This is a genomic window from Microcoleus sp. K1-B1, from assembly GCF_036704705.1.
In the GTDB taxonomy this organism is placed as follows: Bacteria; Cyanobacteriota; Cyanobacteriia; order Cyanobacteriales; family Microcoleaceae; genus Microcoleus.
Genome location: NZ_JAUBSH010000040.1, coordinates 12,762 through 30,629, shown reverse-complemented (window position 1 = coordinate 30,629; position 17,868 = coordinate 12,762). Strand labels below are relative to the sequence as shown.

Annotated in this window: 14 protein-coding genes and 1 pseudogene; 6 read left to right on the top strand and 9 right to left on the bottom strand. The window is 45.3% G+C overall.

Annotated features, from left to right (window positions below):
• The first annotated feature begins 80 nt into the window (after nt 1-80).
• Nucleotides 81-1,103 carry an Npun_R2821/Npun_R2822 family protein gene (locus QUA83_RS16335; RefSeq protein ID WP_333294289.1) on the top strand — a complete coding sequence of 341 codons (1,023 nt, stop codon included), beginning with the start codon at nt 81-83 and terminating at the stop codon, nt 1,101-1,103.
• 14 nt (nt 1,104-1,117) lie between these two features.
• Here QUA83_RS16335 and QUA83_RS16330 read toward each other — a convergent pair whose 3' ends face one another.
• From QUA83_RS16330 to QUA83_RS16315, 4 genes are all read right to left on the bottom strand, one after another.
• A complete protein-coding gene (locus tag QUA83_RS16330) occupies nt 1,118-2,068 on the bottom strand; it encodes an NAD-dependent epimerase/dehydratase family protein (RefSeq protein ID WP_333294287.1) in 951 nt (316 codons plus the stop codon).
• Between the two features lie 185 nt (nt 2,069-2,253).
• Nucleotides 2,254-2,628, bottom strand: coding sequence for a hypothetical protein (locus QUA83_RS16325; protein ID WP_333161101.1), 375 nt, complete (start codon nt 2,626-2,628; stop codon nt 2,254-2,256).
• A 134-nt stretch (nt 2,629-2,762) separates the two neighbouring features.
• A complete protein-coding gene (locus QUA83_RS16320) occupies nt 2,763-4,439 on the bottom strand; it encodes an AarF/ABC1/UbiB kinase family protein (protein WP_333294285.1) in 1,677 nt (558 codons plus the stop codon).
• A 424-nt stretch (nt 4,440-4,863) separates the two neighbouring features.
• The gene (locus tag QUA83_RS16315; RefSeq protein ID WP_333294284.1) at nt 4,864-6,021 is read right to left on the bottom strand and encodes a DegT/DnrJ/EryC1/StrS family aminotransferase; all 1,158 of its coding nucleotides are present in this window, start codon (nt 6,019-6,021) and stop codon (nt 4,864-4,866) included.
• A gap of 127 nt (nt 6,022-6,148) precedes the next feature.
• Here QUA83_RS16315 and QUA83_RS16310 point away from each other — a divergent pair, with 127 nt between their 5' ends.
• The 5 genes and pseudogenes from QUA83_RS16310 (at nt 6,149) to QUA83_RS16295 (ending at nt 10,350) form a co-directional block, all read left to right on the top strand.
• On the top strand, nt 6,149-6,928 hold the full coding sequence (locus tag QUA83_RS16310; RefSeq protein ID WP_190742169.1) for an ABC transporter permease: 780 nt from the start codon (nt 6,149-6,151) through the stop codon (nt 6,926-6,928).
• A gap of 276 nt (nt 6,929-7,204) precedes the next feature.
• Nucleotides 7,205-7,471 (top strand): annotated as a pseudogene (locus tag QUA83_RS16305) (hypothetical protein); the annotation flags it as partial.
• Nucleotides 7,462-7,590, top strand: coding sequence for a HepT-like ribonuclease domain-containing protein (locus QUA83_RS30590; RefSeq protein WP_445301781.1), 129 nt, complete (start codon nt 7,462-7,464; stop codon nt 7,588-7,590). The pseudogene QUA83_RS16305 and the gene QUA83_RS30590, both read left to right, overlap by 10 nt.
• Nucleotides 7,591-7,855: 265 nt before the next feature.
• Entirely contained in the window at nt 7,856-9,178 is a 1,323-nt protein-coding gene (locus QUA83_RS16300; protein ID WP_333294282.1) for an acetamidase/formamidase family protein, read from the top strand.
• A 533-nt stretch (nt 9,179-9,711) separates the two neighbouring features.
• Complete coding sequence (locus QUA83_RS16295; protein WP_333294280.1) at nt 9,712-10,350, top strand: Uma2 family endonuclease; 639 nt, start codon at nt 9,712-9,714, stop codon at nt 10,348-10,350.
• 59 nt (nt 10,351-10,409) lie between these two features.
• On the opposite strand, the gene QUA83_RS16290 is transcribed toward QUA83_RS16295, so the two are convergent.
• From QUA83_RS16290 to QUA83_RS16270, 5 genes are all read right to left on the bottom strand, one after another.
• The gene (locus QUA83_RS16290) at nt 10,410-12,299 is read right to left on the bottom strand and encodes a hypothetical protein (protein ID WP_333294278.1); all 1,890 of its coding nucleotides are present in this window, start codon (nt 12,297-12,299) and stop codon (nt 10,410-10,412) included.
• Between the two features lie 159 nt (nt 12,300-12,458).
• Nucleotides 12,459-13,133, bottom strand: a complete 675-nt coding sequence (locus QUA83_RS16285) for a nitroreductase family protein (RefSeq protein ID WP_333294277.1) — start codon at nt 13,131-13,133, stop codon at nt 12,459-12,461.
• Between the two features lie 155 nt (nt 13,134-13,288).
• On the bottom strand, nt 13,289-14,275 hold the full coding sequence (locus tag QUA83_RS16280; protein WP_333294337.1) for a GntR family transcriptional regulator: 987 nt from the start codon (nt 14,273-14,275) through the stop codon (nt 13,289-13,291).
• Nucleotides 14,276-14,491: 216 nt separating this feature from the next.
• Nucleotides 14,492-16,048, bottom strand: a complete 1,557-nt coding sequence (locus QUA83_RS16275; RefSeq protein ID WP_333294276.1) for an adenylate/guanylate cyclase domain-containing protein — start codon at nt 16,046-16,048, stop codon at nt 14,492-14,494.
• Nucleotides 16,049-16,232: 184 nt separating this feature from the next.
• Complete coding sequence (locus QUA83_RS16270) at nt 16,233-17,621, bottom strand: aminopeptidase P family protein (RefSeq protein WP_333294274.1); 1,389 nt, start codon at nt 17,619-17,621, stop codon at nt 16,233-16,235.
• Nucleotides 17,622-17,868 lie beyond the last annotated feature (247 nt).

The following is a 17,868-nucleotide window of genomic DNA, read 5'->3' as shown; positions in this document are numbered from 1 at the left end:
TTATTTCTTGTGGTGTGGGCATCTTGCCCGCACCTAAAAAGCAATATATATGCGCTGGGTTACTTATTAACTAAAAAACTATGGCTGATGGCATTTATATTCTAGCAAACGATGTTGTGTTCGACCACTTAGTCGCTTTATTAAACAGTCTCGAAGTCAACGGGGCAAAAAATATTCCTGTTTGTATCATTCCCTATGATGACAGAATGAAAAAAGTGCAAGTAGAAATTGCAACTCGTCCTCATGTCAACCTGTTTGACAATAGCGATTCAATCATTTTCTGGGAAGACTTTGCCACTCAAGTTTGGAACACTCATGCAAAAGCTCAAAAAGTATGGAAATCTCAAGGTTGGAAACCTGTTCAATGTTTGGAAATGCACCGAAAATTATGTTGTTTCGACGGCCCTTTTGATAAATTTATCTATTTTGACGCAGACACTCTGTTAATGGGTTCTCTAGATTACATTTATCAAAAACTTGATGATTTCGATTGGGTAGCAAACGATTTTCAATACAAATCCGACCTCAATTATATATTTGATTTTTCCTCGCCAAAATTACCTCAAATTTTAAATATTGATGACCTGCAATCTCATACTTTTTGTGCGGGTTGGTTTGCGTCAAAAGCCGGGGTTTTCAATCGAAATAATTGCTCTAAATTTTTAGAACAATTAACATCAGGAGAAGCGGAAATTATGTCTTTGCGGGGCGCTGACCAATCTTTACTTAACTATTTAGTCGCCCGCAGCAAAATCTCTTTTTACAACTTTGCATATACTCAACCCGAACAGGTAACGGGAAATCATTGGTCTTCTCAATTTGATGTGATAGATAATGTTTTATATGATAAAGGACGGCGGCTTACTTATTTGCATTACATGAGTATTTCGGCTGCAAAAATTAATCAATTGTGTGCTGGTGAAGATATTGAGATTCCCTACCGAGACGTATTTCTGCACTATCGCTATTTGAATTCGCCGGAAACACAGCCAAAACTCGCGCCTCCAAATTTGCTAGTTCGCTTGCAGAGAAATCTCAAAAGTTGGGGAATTCAAAAAATTAATAATGTTCAATTTAAGTTGCGGAATTTCTGGGATAGATAGCATCTAACTGTACTCTAACTGTACAAAGACTGAATCCACTCCCATTCGCGCCTTAATCCTTCTTCTAAAGCAACCTGCGGCTGATAACCTAAGATTTTATTGGCTTTAGACACATCCGCGCTAGTGTGCCGCGCGTCTCCCCTCGCAGCTTCGGAAAAATTGATCCGAATAGGTCGATCGACTATTCTCTCTATTGTATCAATAACTTCTTTCAAAACTACCCGACTTCCTCCACCAATATTAAAAACTTCCCCCGCAGCTTCCGCAACCTCAGCCGCCGCTAAATTCGCCGCCACGCAATCGCTGATAAAAGTAAAATCGCGCGTTTGCAATCCGTCCCCGAAAATAGAAATCGCCTCGTCAAACAAAATCGACTTAAAAAACTTGTGAAAAGCCATATCGGGGCGCTGTCTCGGCCCGTAAACAGTAAAATAGCGCAGGGAAGTAGTCGGAACGCCAAAATTTTTGTAATAAAGTCCGCACAAACGTTCACCGGCTAACTTCGTAATTCCGTAGGGAGAAACCGGCTGCGGACAAGCGTTTTCATTCGTGGGGAAAGATTCAGCATTACCGTAAATTGAAGAAGAAGAAGCATAGACAAACTTTTGCAATCTTGGCGCATCTTTTGCCGCTTCTAACAATACTTGAGTGCTGTTAATATTGCGTTCGGTATAGCTGCGAAAACCCTCACCCCAGCTAGCACGAACTCCTGCTTGCGCCGCCTGATGAAATATTACCTTAGCATCGGATAAAAGATCTCGCCAATTTACAGACAAAATATCGCCTTCCACCAATTCAAAACCCGGATACTTTTCAAATCGTGCAATATTCTTGCGCTTGAGAGCCGGATCGTAATAATCGTTGAACTCATCAACACCTATCACCGTCTCCCCTCGATTTAAAAGAGTTTCTACTAAGTTAGAGCCAATAAATCCCGCCGCACCCGTAACAATTAAAATACTCATTCGATTTTAGATTTTAGATTTTAAATTTTAAAAATTTTACACAAATTATCGCCTAACTTGTCATCTTCTTCTTTCTCTTCCTCTGCGTTCTCTGCGTTCTCTGCGGTTCAAAAAGCATTAAATAGGATAATCCTAAATAACTATCAACCCCCTTGCTTCTCACAAAAAAGGTTGATAGTTAAGTTTCATTGTTCAAAAGAATCTAAATCCAGTGCTTGGGAACCTCCGCGTTCTAACTCGATCAAAAGCTTACCTAGCTGAGTCCAAACTAGCCAGCCCGTGAGTAGCGTTAGTGGCAAAGCTAGGGCATAAGAAAGTAGTTTTGGGAAGCCAAAAATCTCCATCCCCGAAGCTAAAAATACACAAATACCGCCAGCCATTCCCACAAAAGGTATGACCAATTGCAGCCTTGGCAGGTTAGCCAAGGTGCGAGTAGAACGATTTTTAGACCACTGTTGTACCGATTGTTTGAGAGTTGCTTCAAATGCTACGCCGGAGGCCATACCTGCTAGTAATCCAGCCGACATTAAAAAATAGGGAGGTTCTGGAAAATAATACACGAATAATTCCTTAATTTGGGTAATTGGAAATGGGGAATGGGGAATGGGGAATGGGGAATTGGGAATTGGGAATTGGCAAGAGTAGAATTATTTTTCTTCCCTCTTCCTTCTTCCCTCTTCCTTCTTCCTTCTAATTAAAATCGAGTTAGCGCGGCTGCTCCTGCTGTGGAAAATTCCGTCAAAGCGCCTAGAGCAACGTTGAACAGGCGACTGGGCTGCAAATCTTCCTTGACTAAGTTCCACAGGCTGCGAACTTCTTCGGTGTGGATTCGATCGTCCTCAATCAAAGCTAACATTAGCTGGCGTCTCAAAAACGAGCCTTCCTCTGACAGCAAAAATTGCAAGCCTAGTTGTGCTGTGGGGAGCAAGTCGAAACTACGATCCGATCGGGCGATCGCGATCATGTCCTCTAACCTGTTCCACTGGAATTTGCCATCTTTGAATAATACCTCAATCAGACGCCGCCGCAGAGCCGGAGATTCTCCGTTCAACAAACGCCGCGCTACATAAGGATACGCCACCTCGACTATCTTGAAATTCGGATTCAGCGTCAGGGCCAAACCTTCTTCTGTCACCAGAGAGCGAATAATTAAGGCAAATTTCGCCGGCACCCGGAAAGGATAATCGTACATCAACTCCGAAAACTGGTCTGTAATCGTCTTGAAGTTAAAATCTGACACCTTTTCGCCGACGATATCACCCAGTACAGATTCCAACGCCGGGACGATCGGCATAATATCTGTATCTGGAGTCAAAAAGCCAAGTTTGACAAAATCCTTCGCTAATTGTAAGTAATCTTTGTTGATCAAATGAACGACAGAATCAACCAAAGTTTCTTTAGTTGTTTCTTCCATCTGATCCATCATCCCAAAATCAATGTAAGCCATGCGGCCGTCCGCTAAGGCAAACAGATTTCCCGGATGGGGATCAGCATGAAAAAATCCGTGTTCCAGCAACTGCCGCAAACCGCTGCGGACTCCGACTTCAATTAAACTATCGGTATCCAAACCTGCGGCTTTAACACTTTCCATATCTGTCAGCTTGATGCCGTCAATCCATTCAAGAGTCAGAACGCAATTTGAAGTATAGCGCCAGTAAATGCTGGGAACTTTTACTGTCGGGTCGTCTGCAAAATTTGTAGCAAATTTCTCGGCGTTGCGTCCTTCATTGATATAATCAATTTCCTCGAACAATTTGATACCGAATTCATCGACGATCAAACAGAGGTCGTGACCGAGATTCAGCGGCAACAAGGGGCCCAACCATCCAGCGGCCCAGCGCATTAAATAAAGATCCAGGCTCAAGACTGGCAGCAAATTCGGTCGCTGAACCTTGACTGCTACTGCTTCCCCGGTGAGGAGGCGAGCTCGGTAGACTTGACCGAGACTTGCCGCAGCCACAGGTTCGGGGGATATTTCGCTGTAGGTTTCGCTAATTTTGCGATCGAGTTCCGCTTCAATAATCTCGAAAGCGCGCACGGAGTCAAACGGCGGCAATTGATCCTGAAGTTTGATCAATTCTTCGAGAAAGTCTTTGCGGATCAAATCCGGTCTGGTAGAAAGGGCTTGGCCGACTTTAATGAAAGTGGGGCCCAAGCGAGTGAGTATTTGTCGCAGGTGGGCGGCCCGTTCCGGCTGGTGTGCTGCGACTTCGTGCTGCCAACTGTCCCACAGCATCCCCAGCACAAAGCCCGCAAAAGACCAAATAACGGTAATTGCGCGCCAAATTGCTTTCCAAGGACGGTTGCGGTAATACTGAGCGATCGCTTGTGGATCGTAGCGTCTAGCCTGAGTGAATTGATACTGAGGCACTCGTTTATTTTCCTCTTATCTTATGAAAATTACAGGTTAAATTGAGAATTGGGCATCGGCCATCGGGCATCGGGCATTAGGCATCAGGCATCGGGCATCGGGGATTGGAAGTCGAAAGTTCAAATATTATTTATTCTTCCTTCTTCGTTCTTCCTTCTTCGTTCTTCCCTCTTCCCTCTTCCTTCTTCCTTCTTCATCATTGACCGATCGCATTGCAAGGTTTAGGCGAGCGGAAAATGCACCCGTTCGAGGCGGATTGCTAGCCTAAATTTGTTTCTTTTCATTAAATATAGTACATAAAAGTACAAGTGATCGGTCAAAATACTTAACGGCTCTCCCTGACCGCTGCACATTCTCACAACACTGCAACCCTGCAATTCTTTCCTCCTGCTGCGTTTCCCTCGCTTATGCCATCGCGCCAAAGCTACCGGATGCGATCGGCCTTTGCCAAGCAATCTTTCAGCCCATAAATCGTCCGCTCTTGTTGATCCCTCGACAGTTCCGGGAACATCGGCAAAGACAAGACTTCGCGACAAACTTGCTCAGCCTTTGGCAACTGACCTGCTTGATAAGCTAAAGATTTGTAAACAGGTTGCAGGTGCAAAGGTAACGGATAGTAAACCATCGAACCGATGCCAGCTTCCTGCAACTGAGCCCGCATCCAATCTCGAAAATCTCCAGAGGGATTTTGCGCCTCTTCTGGACTTGTCAGCCGGATCGTGTATTGATTCCAAACTCCTTTTGCTTCCGGCAATTCTTTGGGGACGGCAACTCCGGGCACGCGGGAGAGAAATTCGCTGTAAAGTGCCGCTTTCTCCCGCCGCTGGGCGTTCCAACTGTCGAGATACCGCAATTTAATGCTGAGAATCACCGCTTGCAGGGCATCTAAACGGCTGTTGTACCCGATTTCTTCGTAGAAATATCTAGAAGACTGTCCGTGTTCTTTGAGCACTCGCATCGAAGCTGCGAGGGCTGGATCGTTTGTCGTCACCGCGCCACCGTCACCGCAAGCGCCTAAATTTTTGGTCGGATAAAAACTGAAGCAGCCCACATGGCCGATGCTGCCGACTTTTTGAGACTGCCACTCGGCCCCGACAGATTGGGCGCAATCTTCAATTACGGCTAAATTGTGCCGAGTCGCAATTTCCATCAACCGAGTCATGTCTACCGGTTGGCCGAAGATGTGCACTGGCATAATTGCCTTGGTTTTGTCGGTAATTGCCGCTTCAAGGAGTTCGACATCCAGATTAAAAGTCTCGCTGTCAATATCGACAAATACTGGAGTCGCACCGACGGCGCTAATTGTCTCAGCCGAAGCAAAAAAGGTAAAAGGAGTGGTAATCACTTCATCGCCGGGGCCAATTTTGAGAGCTCGCAAAGCCAAAATCAGGGCATCGGTGCCGGAGTTGCAGCCAACGCACTCGGAAACGCCGATGTAGTCGGCGAACTCTCGTTCAAAACTCTTCACGGCCGGGCCACCTACGTAGCCGCCAGAGGCAAGCACTTTTTGCACCGCAGCGGTGATCTCGTCGCCAATCTGCGCGTATTGGCGGGTTAAGTCGAGGGGGGGAACATTATTCACTCTTCACACCATAAATTTCAAGCATTATCAAAGCAAATTCTTGCAGCAAAACTGTTTCTCAGAAACCTTTATTGCAATATCTTATATTTGGACAGGCAAACAATCACGTTATCTAAAGGGTGGGCCGGTGTTAATTCTGCTAGATTTTACTGATTTGGGTTGGGCTTTGGGGATGGTGGCGATCGCGATCGGGCTTTCGGCGTGGCAGGGATTGGGATTGGAGGGGGCGATCGCGATCGCTGCAGGGCGCACCCTGATCCAGCTAATCTTAGTCGGGTACGTGCTCGCAGTCGTATTTGACCCGGAGGGGAAAAATCCTTGGCTGGTTTTAGCAGTTTTAGCAATCATGCTGACAACAGCTAGCATGGTTGCCAGCAACCGCATCAGCAAAAAAATCAAGAACTTACTTCCCTTAGTTTGGGGTTCAATTTTTATCAGTACGGCCTTGACTCTCGCCTATACAAACTTGCTAATTTTGCAACCTGACCCTTGGTACGAACCGCAATACCTGATTCCTTTAGCGGGTATGATTTTGGGCAATGCCATGAACTCCGGGGCGATCGCTGGCGAAAGACTTGTGAGTACAGTTAATAGCAGCCAGTTAGAAATAGAAACCCATTTAAGTTTAGGTTCGACGCCGCAGCAAGCAGTAAAACAGTACCGCAAAGATGCGATCAAAGCTGGATTAATCCCGCTCTTAAATACAATGACGGTGGTAGGAATCGTAACTTTACCCGGAATGATGACAGGTCAAATGCTGAGCGGTGTCAGTCCTCTCGATGCAGCATCTTACCAAATTTTGATTATGTTTGTGTTAGCGCTGGCAACTGTAATCGCAACTCTGCTTTTGACTGAGGGATTGTCCCGGAAGTTTTTCAATCAAGATGCACAGTTGATAAAATGGTAATTGGGAATTGGGAATTGGGAATTGGGAATTGGGAATTGGGAATTGGGCATTGGGAATTGGGCATTGGGCATTGATAATTGGTAATATGATGTAGGTAGGAATTTGCATTTGGCACTATTTTAAGAACAGGCAAGATGCCTGTTCCACAAGACTTAAATTTTCGGCGTTGCTTAATCAGGGTATGAATCAACTTTTCCCTTGATGTTACAAAACTCACCCTTCGAGGGCTTATAGCAATTCCGAAATTTTCCATTCATACCCTGATTAAGCAACACCAAAGAATATCAAGTGAGAGATAAACGCAGTCTAATGAGGCATTTAATTTTGGTATTTTGTGCCTACAGTTTTATCCTATGGCATACCAAAACCTGCGGATTAAGACGTAGATGGGCAAATAAACCTTTAAACACCTTTACGGAAGCGATTGAAGCATTTCTGACAGCAATATCTTTTAGGTTTGTCAAGTGGCTGAATGAAAAATGGGACGTATTCTCTGCTTACAAAGCTAGTTCGATGCTCTATTTGGGCTTGAAATTTGTTTAAGTCCCGTTAAAAATATCCCTCTAGAAGTACGGTCTCAATATCCAGAAATTGAGTGGCGAAAAATCACCGGACTCAGAAATATCCTTATTTTTTCAGACATTAAGCTGTCACGCATTTAAATTGCATATTGAGGGCGGGCGGGACGCCCACCCCACAAGACGGGGAATTGTTTTTTGACATTCACTTTAAATGCACAACAGCTTAGATATAAATATGCTCAAAATCTGTCATCTTTAAGATATAGATTTATGGTGAGTGTTTATTCCTTTTCTAAGCTATTTGTATTTTAGATAACAAATTCTCAAAGAATAAGCCTGAATAATATATTTGCTTTGATCTAGATGGATCAGGGGATTACAGACATTTACCATAAAAAAGCAAGCTATGCCGAATCGACGTGATTTTCTTCTTGGTGGGACTGTAGCTGCGGCTGCGACCTTGTTACCAAATAAATTGATTGCTCAAACTCCAACCAATCGATCGGAAATGGCAGCTTTACAGGAAGGATATGTGGGACAGTATCAGGGTGGTGTGTACTTACTGCCAGCCAATGATGAAACAGTCCAATGGGGTTGGTTTAATAATGCAGAGACACCCCGCGCTCGGATTAAATCAGGGGACACCGTTGTCATGGAAACCATGATGGCTTCCATGAATCAAGTTTTGCCGGGGGTATCGATCGAAGAAATTACTAGACTGCGGGTAAATAATCCCGGTCGTGGACCCCATACGATTACAGGGCCGATCTTTGTAGAGGGCGCAGCACCCGGAGATACTCTCAAAGTCAAAATTAATCGGATTGTGCCTCGTACCTATGGCTCCAACTGGAACCTGCCGGGTAATCTTGCCCTAGGGCAATTCCCAACTAGCTTCCCGGAACCCCAAGTAAAACATTTCTTCCTTGACCTCAAGCGTGGGGTAACAGAATTTTTGCCGGGGATTGAATTACCTGTGCGTCCGTTCCCCGGTATTCTTGGGGTGGCGAGGGCTGAAAGTGGACAATATAGCACCGTACCCCCTGGACCTTTTGGCGGAAACCTCGACTGTAGAGAATTAGTAGAAGGCACAACGATTTACTTACCAGTGTTTGTGGATGGAGCTTTATTGTGGTCTGGGGATTCCCATGCGGTGCAAGGTAATGGTGAGATTAATTTAACAGCGATCGAGTCTGCCTTTAATGAACTGAACCTGACTGTAGAAGTAATTAAGGGTAAACGCCTGACTTGGCCACGGATTGAGTCAGATACTCATTGGATAACGATGGGTTATGATCGAGACCTCAATATTGCGATCAATATTCTGGAAGAAGAAACTCTAAAATTTCTTGCTGAATCTAAAGGCTTAAACAGTAATGAAGCTCGTCAATACATGGCAAACTACGGTGATTGTCGAGTAGCAGAGGTGGTCAATCAACTAAAAGGGGTCTATTGTATGTTACCGAAACAACCAACTCCAGTCCTTGCCCCTAACCCTACCACTGATACCTCAGATAGTTTTGTCACCCATGCCATCGATGGTGATGCAATGCAGGCTATGAACATGGCGGCCATGAGTCTAATTGAGAGAATGCAGACCCTAAAAGGACTTGTACCCCTTGATGCCTATTCCCTTGCCAGTTTAGCCATGGATGCACGGATTGGCAAAATAGAGCCGGGAGCAAAACATCTACATTGCTTGATGCCCAAGTCTCTCTGGGTCAGAAGTTAACAGCAGTTTGCGTTCAGATAAGTGGTGCTGCGAGTCCCCTAAATCCCCCTAAATCCCCCTATGTCCTTTGGACAGGCTACGCCAACAAAAGGGGGACTTGAAGATCATTAACTTGGCTTACCAGAATTAAATTTGCTGTAAGGTACCTAGTCCCACAACTCTAAAGTCAAGGGCGTTGCTTAATCAGGGTATGAAAACAATAACTTGAAAATCCCGAAGTTTTGTGGATACTGGTTTCTATGACTTGCCTATTAGCCTTTCATACCCTAAATCAGCAACGCCAAATTTTCTTGTGGGGAGTAGGGGTTGGGCATCTTGCCCGCCCGAAAAATACAATTTAGATGCTAGACACCTTATCTATTAAACCCGCAGTATTTTTAAGAACAGGCAAGATGCCTGTTCCACAAGACTTAAGCTTTCTTGTGAGGTGGGCGGAACAGGCAAGATGCCTGTTCCACAAGACTTAAATTTTCTTGTGGGGAGTAGGGGTTGGGCGTCTCGCCCGCCCCGGTCATAACTAAGAAGAAATAGCCATGATTCAAAGTCCAACTCAACCAGTAACTTTTGAACAATTTGTCGAATGGAAACCAGAAAACCGACGTTACGAACTGCACAACGGAGGAATTATTGAAATAGCCCAGCGACCGGGAAAACATGAAGAAGTTATCGGTTTCTTAGCCTCGGAATTAACTCTTGAATTTGTCAGGCTAAACCTTCCGTACCTAATCCCCAAACAAGCATTAGTTAAGCCATCAGAAAACGAATCAGCTTATTCCCCCGATATTCTAATCTTAAATGGCTCAAATTTAGCATCAGAACCTCTGTGGGAAAATTTCTCCACTGTGACTCAAGGCGCATCAATTCCGCTGGTTATTGAAGTAGTTAGCACGAATTGGCAAGATGACTACATCAAAAAAGTAGGGGAATACGAACTAATCGGGATTCCCGAATATTGGATTGTGGATTATCTCGGTTTGGGTGGCCGCAGGTTTATCGGGAATCCCAAGCAACCGACTATTTCGATTTATCAGTTGGTTGAGGGTGAGTATGAAGTTAGTCTATTTCGGGGAGATGAGACAATAGAGTCCTTCACTTTTCCAGAGTTGAAATTGACGGCGCAAGAAGTTTTTCAAGCTGGATTGACTGGGGATGAAAGTGCTGGCGATGCGTGAGTGTAAATATTGCGATCGTTCTGACAGATTTTTTGCCCTCACGCACCCTACAACTACAACTACTTCGGTTCGTGACTCCCAATCCGCTTGCCTTCGCCATCGTACACCTGCATCGGGATTTTGGCGTTTTCGGCGATCGCCTCCAAAGCTTTTTGCAACGTTTGAACGTGCTTTTCTACAGCTTGGCGAGACTTCACAGCATTGTTGTTGTTTGCTTGAATGAAAGTTTGTTGCAATTTCTGCACGTAACCTGGAGTCATCTGCACGGCAATCAAATCTTTGCTAACAGTATAATCACAAATCTTGGGGTTGCCTTTACAAGTTCTATCTAAATCCGTGCGGGCTTTTTGCAGTTTTCTTTCTTCCTGCAACTTTACTTCTGCTTGCTGCAATGAAGTTTTATAGGAAGCGATCAGCGGTTGGGCTTTCTGAGAATAGGCAGTTGCCGCCGGCACTTGCTCCGCGTAACTCAAAGCTCTTCGCCAGGATTCTGATGCTTTAAACCAGGCGTTTTTGCCCTCAAAAATTTGAGCTTCCGCTGCTAAAGTCACAGCTTGAGTATACGCATTTTCCGAAATTCCTTCGACATTTTTGCGCTCGCGAGCTTCTGAAAGTTTGGTTTCGTATTTGGGAACTAGCAGTTTAGCTTGTTGGTAAGATGTCGTGTTCGTGGGAATTTCTGATAGGATGTCGAGGGATTCTTCCCAACCTGATTGCACTTGAGCCCACGTCTCGGCTGTCTGAGCTACGGCTTCGCGAGCTTCGGCTATTTGGGCTCTACTTTTGGCGGCGAGCAGCGTTTTTTCCGCTTTTTTCTCTGTGCTTAACTGCCGATTTCCAGTTGCTACATTCTTCCGGTATTCCTGCTTTTTTTTCTGAGCAAAAGCATAAACTGGACTGTCTGGGGGGATTTCTCCGAGTTCGGCGATCGCACTTTGCCACAGAGCTTGCGCTTCCTGTCCGTTCTCGGCAGAATAAGGCGGATTTTGGGTTTTCTGGGCTGCTGACTGTGCGAGGCGCGCTGCATCGATCGCAGAGTTTAAATTCTGATTTTGGGAACGGTAGCTTTCCAAGGCGCTTTGAGCTTCACCGCGATGAATTGACCAGGAGGGAATCGGTTCCAAAAGGGCGATCGCCTGTTTTAATTGTCGCTGCGCTTCTTGGGGGGTGTTGGCAACTTTTGACGTTTTCAGCGTCTTCGTCGAATTCTCGCTCAACTGTTTGGCCTTAGCTAAAGCACTACATTCTCCGATGACGCAGGGCCGGCTCAGCATATAATAACCGCCTGCCAAAACTAGCGCGGCGACACTGATGATTCCTGCTGCAGCCAGCATCGCAAACGGTGAATGCTTGGGTTTTTGGGCAACTGTTACCGCTTCCATATCCAGGGGATTGAAGGGATTGTCTCCAATATCTGCCGGGATTGTAGCTACCCTAAAGGCGATCGGATCGGAATTGCTGGAACTCTCAGACAAATTCGGGAAATATTCTTCATCCCACGCATCTTGTCCATCCGTTTCTAACGGTATCTCCTCCTCTAAATCCGCCGTCTCGGCCATATTTTCTGTTAAGACTATCCCGGTTTCTTCTGCGGGGAGATTCTCGGTTTTTTTGAACAACTGCACTGTTTTTGGTCTTGACAAAACAGGGTTGTGCATGGTAAAAGAATGGAAGGCATAAGGCTGTTTTTGCCCGGTAATTTTTAGGCAAAGTCCAATCTGTTGAATAGATTCTGGTTCTATCTCGAGAATTGCTGCTTCTAGCACCGCAAAAGTCGGTTTGGCTTTGAGAACTAAACTGCGCGGGTGTTCTCCGACAACTGTTAAAGATTCATCTCGAAAATCGCAACTAATATAAAGCGGTAAGTTTTTAAATCCGGCTGCTTGCAAGTGTTGCTGCAATTTTACTTCTAGAATTTGGGCGTTGCTTTGTCGCGTTGCTGCTGTCATATTTTTTCCTCTCTCTGATATCACCACTTGCGATTTTAGATTTGGGGTTTTAGATTTTAGATTGCAGAAGAGTCGAGATCTTTGATTTGTTTGAACTTGGGCGCCGATTAATTCCAAATCTTAACTCTGAAAATTCAAGTTGCAAAACAATATTAACTATCAAATCTCAACTGACATGGCCTGTCCATAGCTTTCGCTGTAATAAACTTGAGTCACGTCAAAACGTCCGCCATATTGTTTGAAAGGTTCTGCTGCATAACCAAGCGGCAGCAAACAGCAAACATCTACTTCTTCCGGAATTTGAAAGGATTCTTTCACCTTAGCGCTGACAAAACCTTCCATCGGACAACTGTCTACCCCAAAACTTTTAGCTGCAATCATTAAGTGGGCTACTGCGAGCATTGTATGTCTGTTTGTCCAAGCTTCTAGGGAGTCGAAGCAGGGACGGTTCTCGAACAATTGCGGGATTGCTTGTCGCATATAACCGGCTAAATTGTCATTCATTGCGCCTGTGGTTTTGCCCAATTCGATGACGGCTTCGGTGTTTTCGGGCCTGCCGGCGCGTCGATCGCCACAACAGATTAATACTACTGGGGCTTCTACCACTTGGCGCTGATCGAAGGCGCAAGCTTTTAATTTTTCTTTGCTGGCTGGGTTTTGAAGTACGATAAACCGCCAAGGCTGCAAGTTGTAACCAGAGGGCGATCGCACTCCCAATCGCAAAATCTCTGCCAATATTGCTGGGGGAATGACATCGGGTTTGAAGCTGCGCGCGGCCCGCCGGCTTTCGATCGCCGTTTTAACATTAATTGAAGGTTGGATTTCAATTGTCATGGATAATTAGTAATTGGTAATTGGGCATTGGGCATTGGGCATTGGGCATTGGGATTGGGGCATTTGGCATTGGGATTGGGATTGGTAACTTAAAAAAGTTGAATTGTTTTTCTTCCTTCTTCCTTCTTCCCTCTTCCTTCTTCCTTCTTCCTTCGTCATCCCAAGCCCAACTCGCGCTTGAGCAAATTAATCGACTTAGATCCGATGTAATTTTCGGAGCATATCAGTTGCGGGGGACGAATAATATCTTCTCTAGCCGCATTGATGGCAGCTTTAACTGTAGCAAAACTCGGTTGGTCGCAAAAAATTGTTCTGGCCGATCGCACGATCGAGTTAATCTTGTACTCGTCTGACACCAAGGCCGTCATTACCAGCAAATCCTCTCCCCGGATGCTGTGGATGATGACTTCGGTCGATCGTAGCATTCCCGGACTCAGGCTGACGAGACCCAAATAACTGTCTTTGGGCAAACCCCCGACTAACTGGATTTCCTGGCTGTAGTCGTAGATGTCTACGGGAATAACTCGCACCGAACGAGGTGCCGAAATCGATTCTGCTTCTCCGATAAAATACCGACTCGTGATCACAGTTCCCGAAGAGATTTGATCCAAAAAAGTACCTAGCTGTTCCATCGGCACTAACTGTATAGGAATGCGGAGAGCTTGTTCGAGTTCTTTCGCCATCAGTTCACCCACGCCGATGTCTTCTGTGGGGGCTGTGACGACCACGCGGGCGCTGCACCTGAGCCGCCAGTCAATTTCGGCCAAAAATAATTCCCTCGCTTGGTTGAGCGTACAGCCCTGTTCCAGCAGTTGATCGATACTTGCTTGCACTATTTTGTTGGCAAGGGGATATTCTTCGAGGATCGGAGATTTGAGTTTGTTGCCTACAACTTCGTTACCTTGGGCGCGGACGTAAATGCCCGATCCTGCTTGGGCTTCTACGAGTCCGGTATTTTCTAGCTGGCGGTATACTTTGCTGATGGTGTTGCGGTGCAAACCCGTCTGCATGGCTAGCTGTCTGGTGCTGGGCAAGCGGTGTCCGGGCGGAAATTGTCGCGAGGCGATCGCAAACCTGATTTGATTGAATAGTTGGGTGGATGCTGGAATATCGCTATCGGTTTGAATATGAAATTGAACCATTATTAAAGGCTCCGACGACTTCAACTTAGTATTTTTATAACGTCGAGTACCGCGCCTAGGATTGCTCGGATATCTCTGTCTATAGCATAATCTTATTTGGTTGATCTGCTGCAGCCGTTCTGCCGAGCGGACGATCGCGCCTTCGAGGCGATCGATCGCAGCCTGCAGAGTTTCCATCAACAATCAGGTACTTTCAAGTCTTAGTTTTATTTACTCTCAGATTTTGAGATCGCTTACTGTTTTTCTACCCGTCAGCAAATAAGTTTGCATTTGCCCTTTACCTTTAATCTCGATCTCGCCACGATCTTCAAATTCATATTTATCCTGCAGTAAGTCATAAGTATAGTGGCTGACTTGAATGCGGCCTGTTATGCCGTGAGATTCCATGCGGCTGGCTGTATTTACCGCATTTCCCCACAAATCGTAAATAAATTTTTTAGTCCCGATTACCCCCGCTACTACCGGGCCGCTATTAATCCCGATGCGGAGGTCAAATTTCGCGTCTAGCTTCACATTTAATTCCTTAATTGCTGCTAGCATATCCAGCGCCATTTCGGCGATCGCCTCTGCGTGGTCTGGCCGTTCAATGGGAATACCGGCTGCTACCATGTAAGCATCCCCGATCGTCTTGATTTTTTCTAAGCCGTGCTTCTCACTCAGTCCGTCAAAAGCTGAAAAAATTTCATTCAGCAAGTACACTAATTTAGTGGCGGACATGGTAGTAGAAATTTGGGTAAAATTCACCAAGTCTGCAAAAAGAATTGTTGCTTTTTCAAACTTGTCAGCAATCAGCCCCGGTTGGTACTTCAACCTGTGGGCGATCGGTTCTGGCAAAATGTTTAGCAGTAAACTTTCAGTTTTTTTCTGTTCTTTCCTGAGTGCAGATTCCATCTCCCTGCGCTTAGTTATGTCATGAAAAAACACAGAGATGCCGTCGTGAGACGGAAAAACCCGGACTTCCAACCACACTTTTAATGGACGATAATATTTTTCAAAAGCCACTCCAATTTGTTTGGCTACAGCTTCATGATACTCTTTATAAAAATCAGAATTCACGAATTCGGGAAACTCTTCCCAAAAATTTTTACCATAAAGTTCTTCCTGCGATCGCTTCAAAAATTGGGACCCTTTGTAATTGATGTAAGTAAATCGCCACTGGGTGTCGAAAGCAAAAAAAGCATCGCTCATTCCTTCTAAAAAATTGACAATTTGCTCGTCTGTAGAACGCAGTTTCTCTTCTACTTGTTTGTTCTTGATCTGTGCGCGCTTTAATTTAGTCAGATTGATTCGCAACTCCATGTGGTTGATAATTTGCCTTCCTAAAGTCCGCAGCGCTTCTAGCTGTTGTGGGGTGAGATTACGAGGAACTGTATCTATCGCGCACAAAGTGCCGATCGGATAACCGTCAGGAGTTACTAGCGGGGCTCCAGCATAAAACCGAATATTGGGATCGGAAGTTACTAGCGGATTCCCGACAAAGCGATCGTCATCTAGAGCATTGGGTACAACTAGCAATTCGTTGGGATTTAAAATAGCGTGGGCGCAAAAAGCTAACTCTCTCGGAGTTTCGGGCGCTTCCAGACCAACTTTGGATTTAAACCACTGTCGGTTAGCATCTATTAAACTTACTAAAGCAATCGGAGTGCCACAAATATAGGATGCTAAAGCTGTTAGATCATCAAAAGCTGCTTCGGCCTCTGTGTCGAGAATGTTGTAGCGGTGAAGTGCTTCTAGCCTCTCTTCTTCGTTGCGGGGCAAAGGTGCAGATTGCATCGGAGGCTGCGAGGATATGGGTTTCTGAACAATGCGTGGAAGTATTACTGCTGCGAATTTTCTGACTTGCGAGATCACTTTTTTAACTAATATCAAAAGACTTGTTTGCCAACCTTTATTCATCTTTATTTATTTTTTTTCACCCCTGATGGAACTGCGTATGTGCGATCGAACTCGGCTCAACTTACGTATTTACCGCAACTAACTCCTCAATCTGCGGAGCTTTTGTGGGCAATTTCCCTGTCAATACTTCTCTACCCTCATCGATGACAAGTATATCATCTTCTATGCGTATCCCCCGGACATCGGCAAATTTTTCCAACTCCTCCCACTTAACAAAATCTTCATATTTGGCGCGGTTTTCTGGGTTATTTAAGATGGCCGGCACTTGATAAAATCCCGGTTCGATCGATACTAGCATTCCGGGCCGCAAAACTCGATTCAACCGCAAAAATCCCAACCCAAACCGACTGCTTCTGGTTCTTCCTGCTTCATAGCCAGCCAAATCTCCTAAATCTTCCATATCGTGAACATCCAAACCGATTAAATGTCCGATACCATGTACAAAAAATAGCGCGTGAGCATCCATTTCTACCAAATCTTCAACATTGCCCCGCAAGATACCCAAATCAACCAATCCTTCCGCCATAATCCGAGCAGCTAACAGATGAATATCTTGATATTCCACCCCTGGACTAATTTTATCAATACAAGCATCGTGTGCTGCCAAAACTACATCATAAATCGCTCTTTGAGTCGGAGAAAACTTGCCAGAAACCGGCCAAGTGCGAGTCACATCAGCCGCCCATCCCGTTGATGTTTCCGCACCGACATCTGCTAACAGCAAATCTCCGGTTTGTAGGGGATTGTGATAATGTTCGCTGTGAAGCACTTCTCCATGCACCGTCACGATACTAGGATAGGCATAGGTCATATTTTTGGAGATGATGACACTTTCCATTGCAGCGCGCACCCCTGCTTCAATTTGAGCATTTCGAGTTGCCGCCATTCCCGCTTTGTGAGCTGCTACGGTGACAGCCGCAGCTTGACGCAATTCGGCCAAACTGGCTGCATCGTGGCTCAGGCGCAGAGATATAATTGCTTTGGTTAATTCTAGGTCGATTCCGGTTGGCGAGTTGGGCGGTGCCAGAGGGCGATCAAGAATTTGAGACTGTTGCAACTGAGTCCAAGAATCCTGAACTGCGATCGTTGCTGCATTTGTCGCTCTGGCTTTCAATTCGGCCATTGGAAAAGCAGCATCAGCCCCAATTAGTTCGGCAATTTCTGCTCTTTTCGGCATTGCTCCGTGCCAAAGAGTGCTGCTAGCAGGTGCGTCATCTAAGAACAATTCTAATTTGCCCGATTCTAAGCGAATGGCAGCATTTTCTAAGGGCAAACCAGCAAAATATAGAAAGTGACTGCTGGCACGAAAGGGATAAGTAAGTGCCGGATAATTGCGAGGAATGCTGCGCCCCGACCATAAAATTACCGGAAAATTAATTAAATCGAACAGTTTTTGCCGCCGTTGCTGTAAAGTATTAGTTAACAAATCATCACCTTGTGTAATTGTCATGAGTAAAAACCTATATTTTTGAGTTGGGTTTGCCGTCAGCCACAAGTTTTTGCCTTCTCGGCATTAAAGCACTAAAATTAGGACTGCAAACTTGGCAGACATTTTTGAGAAAATTCTCATCGGTCACTTCTTTTTTGCTAGCATTTATAGGCTGTCTTTTTTATAGTCTTTGTCGTCATCGCCTGGATGATTTGGTTAAGCAGTAAGCCTGATCCCCAGTCAGGAAAAACAGGCGGAAAGTGCTACT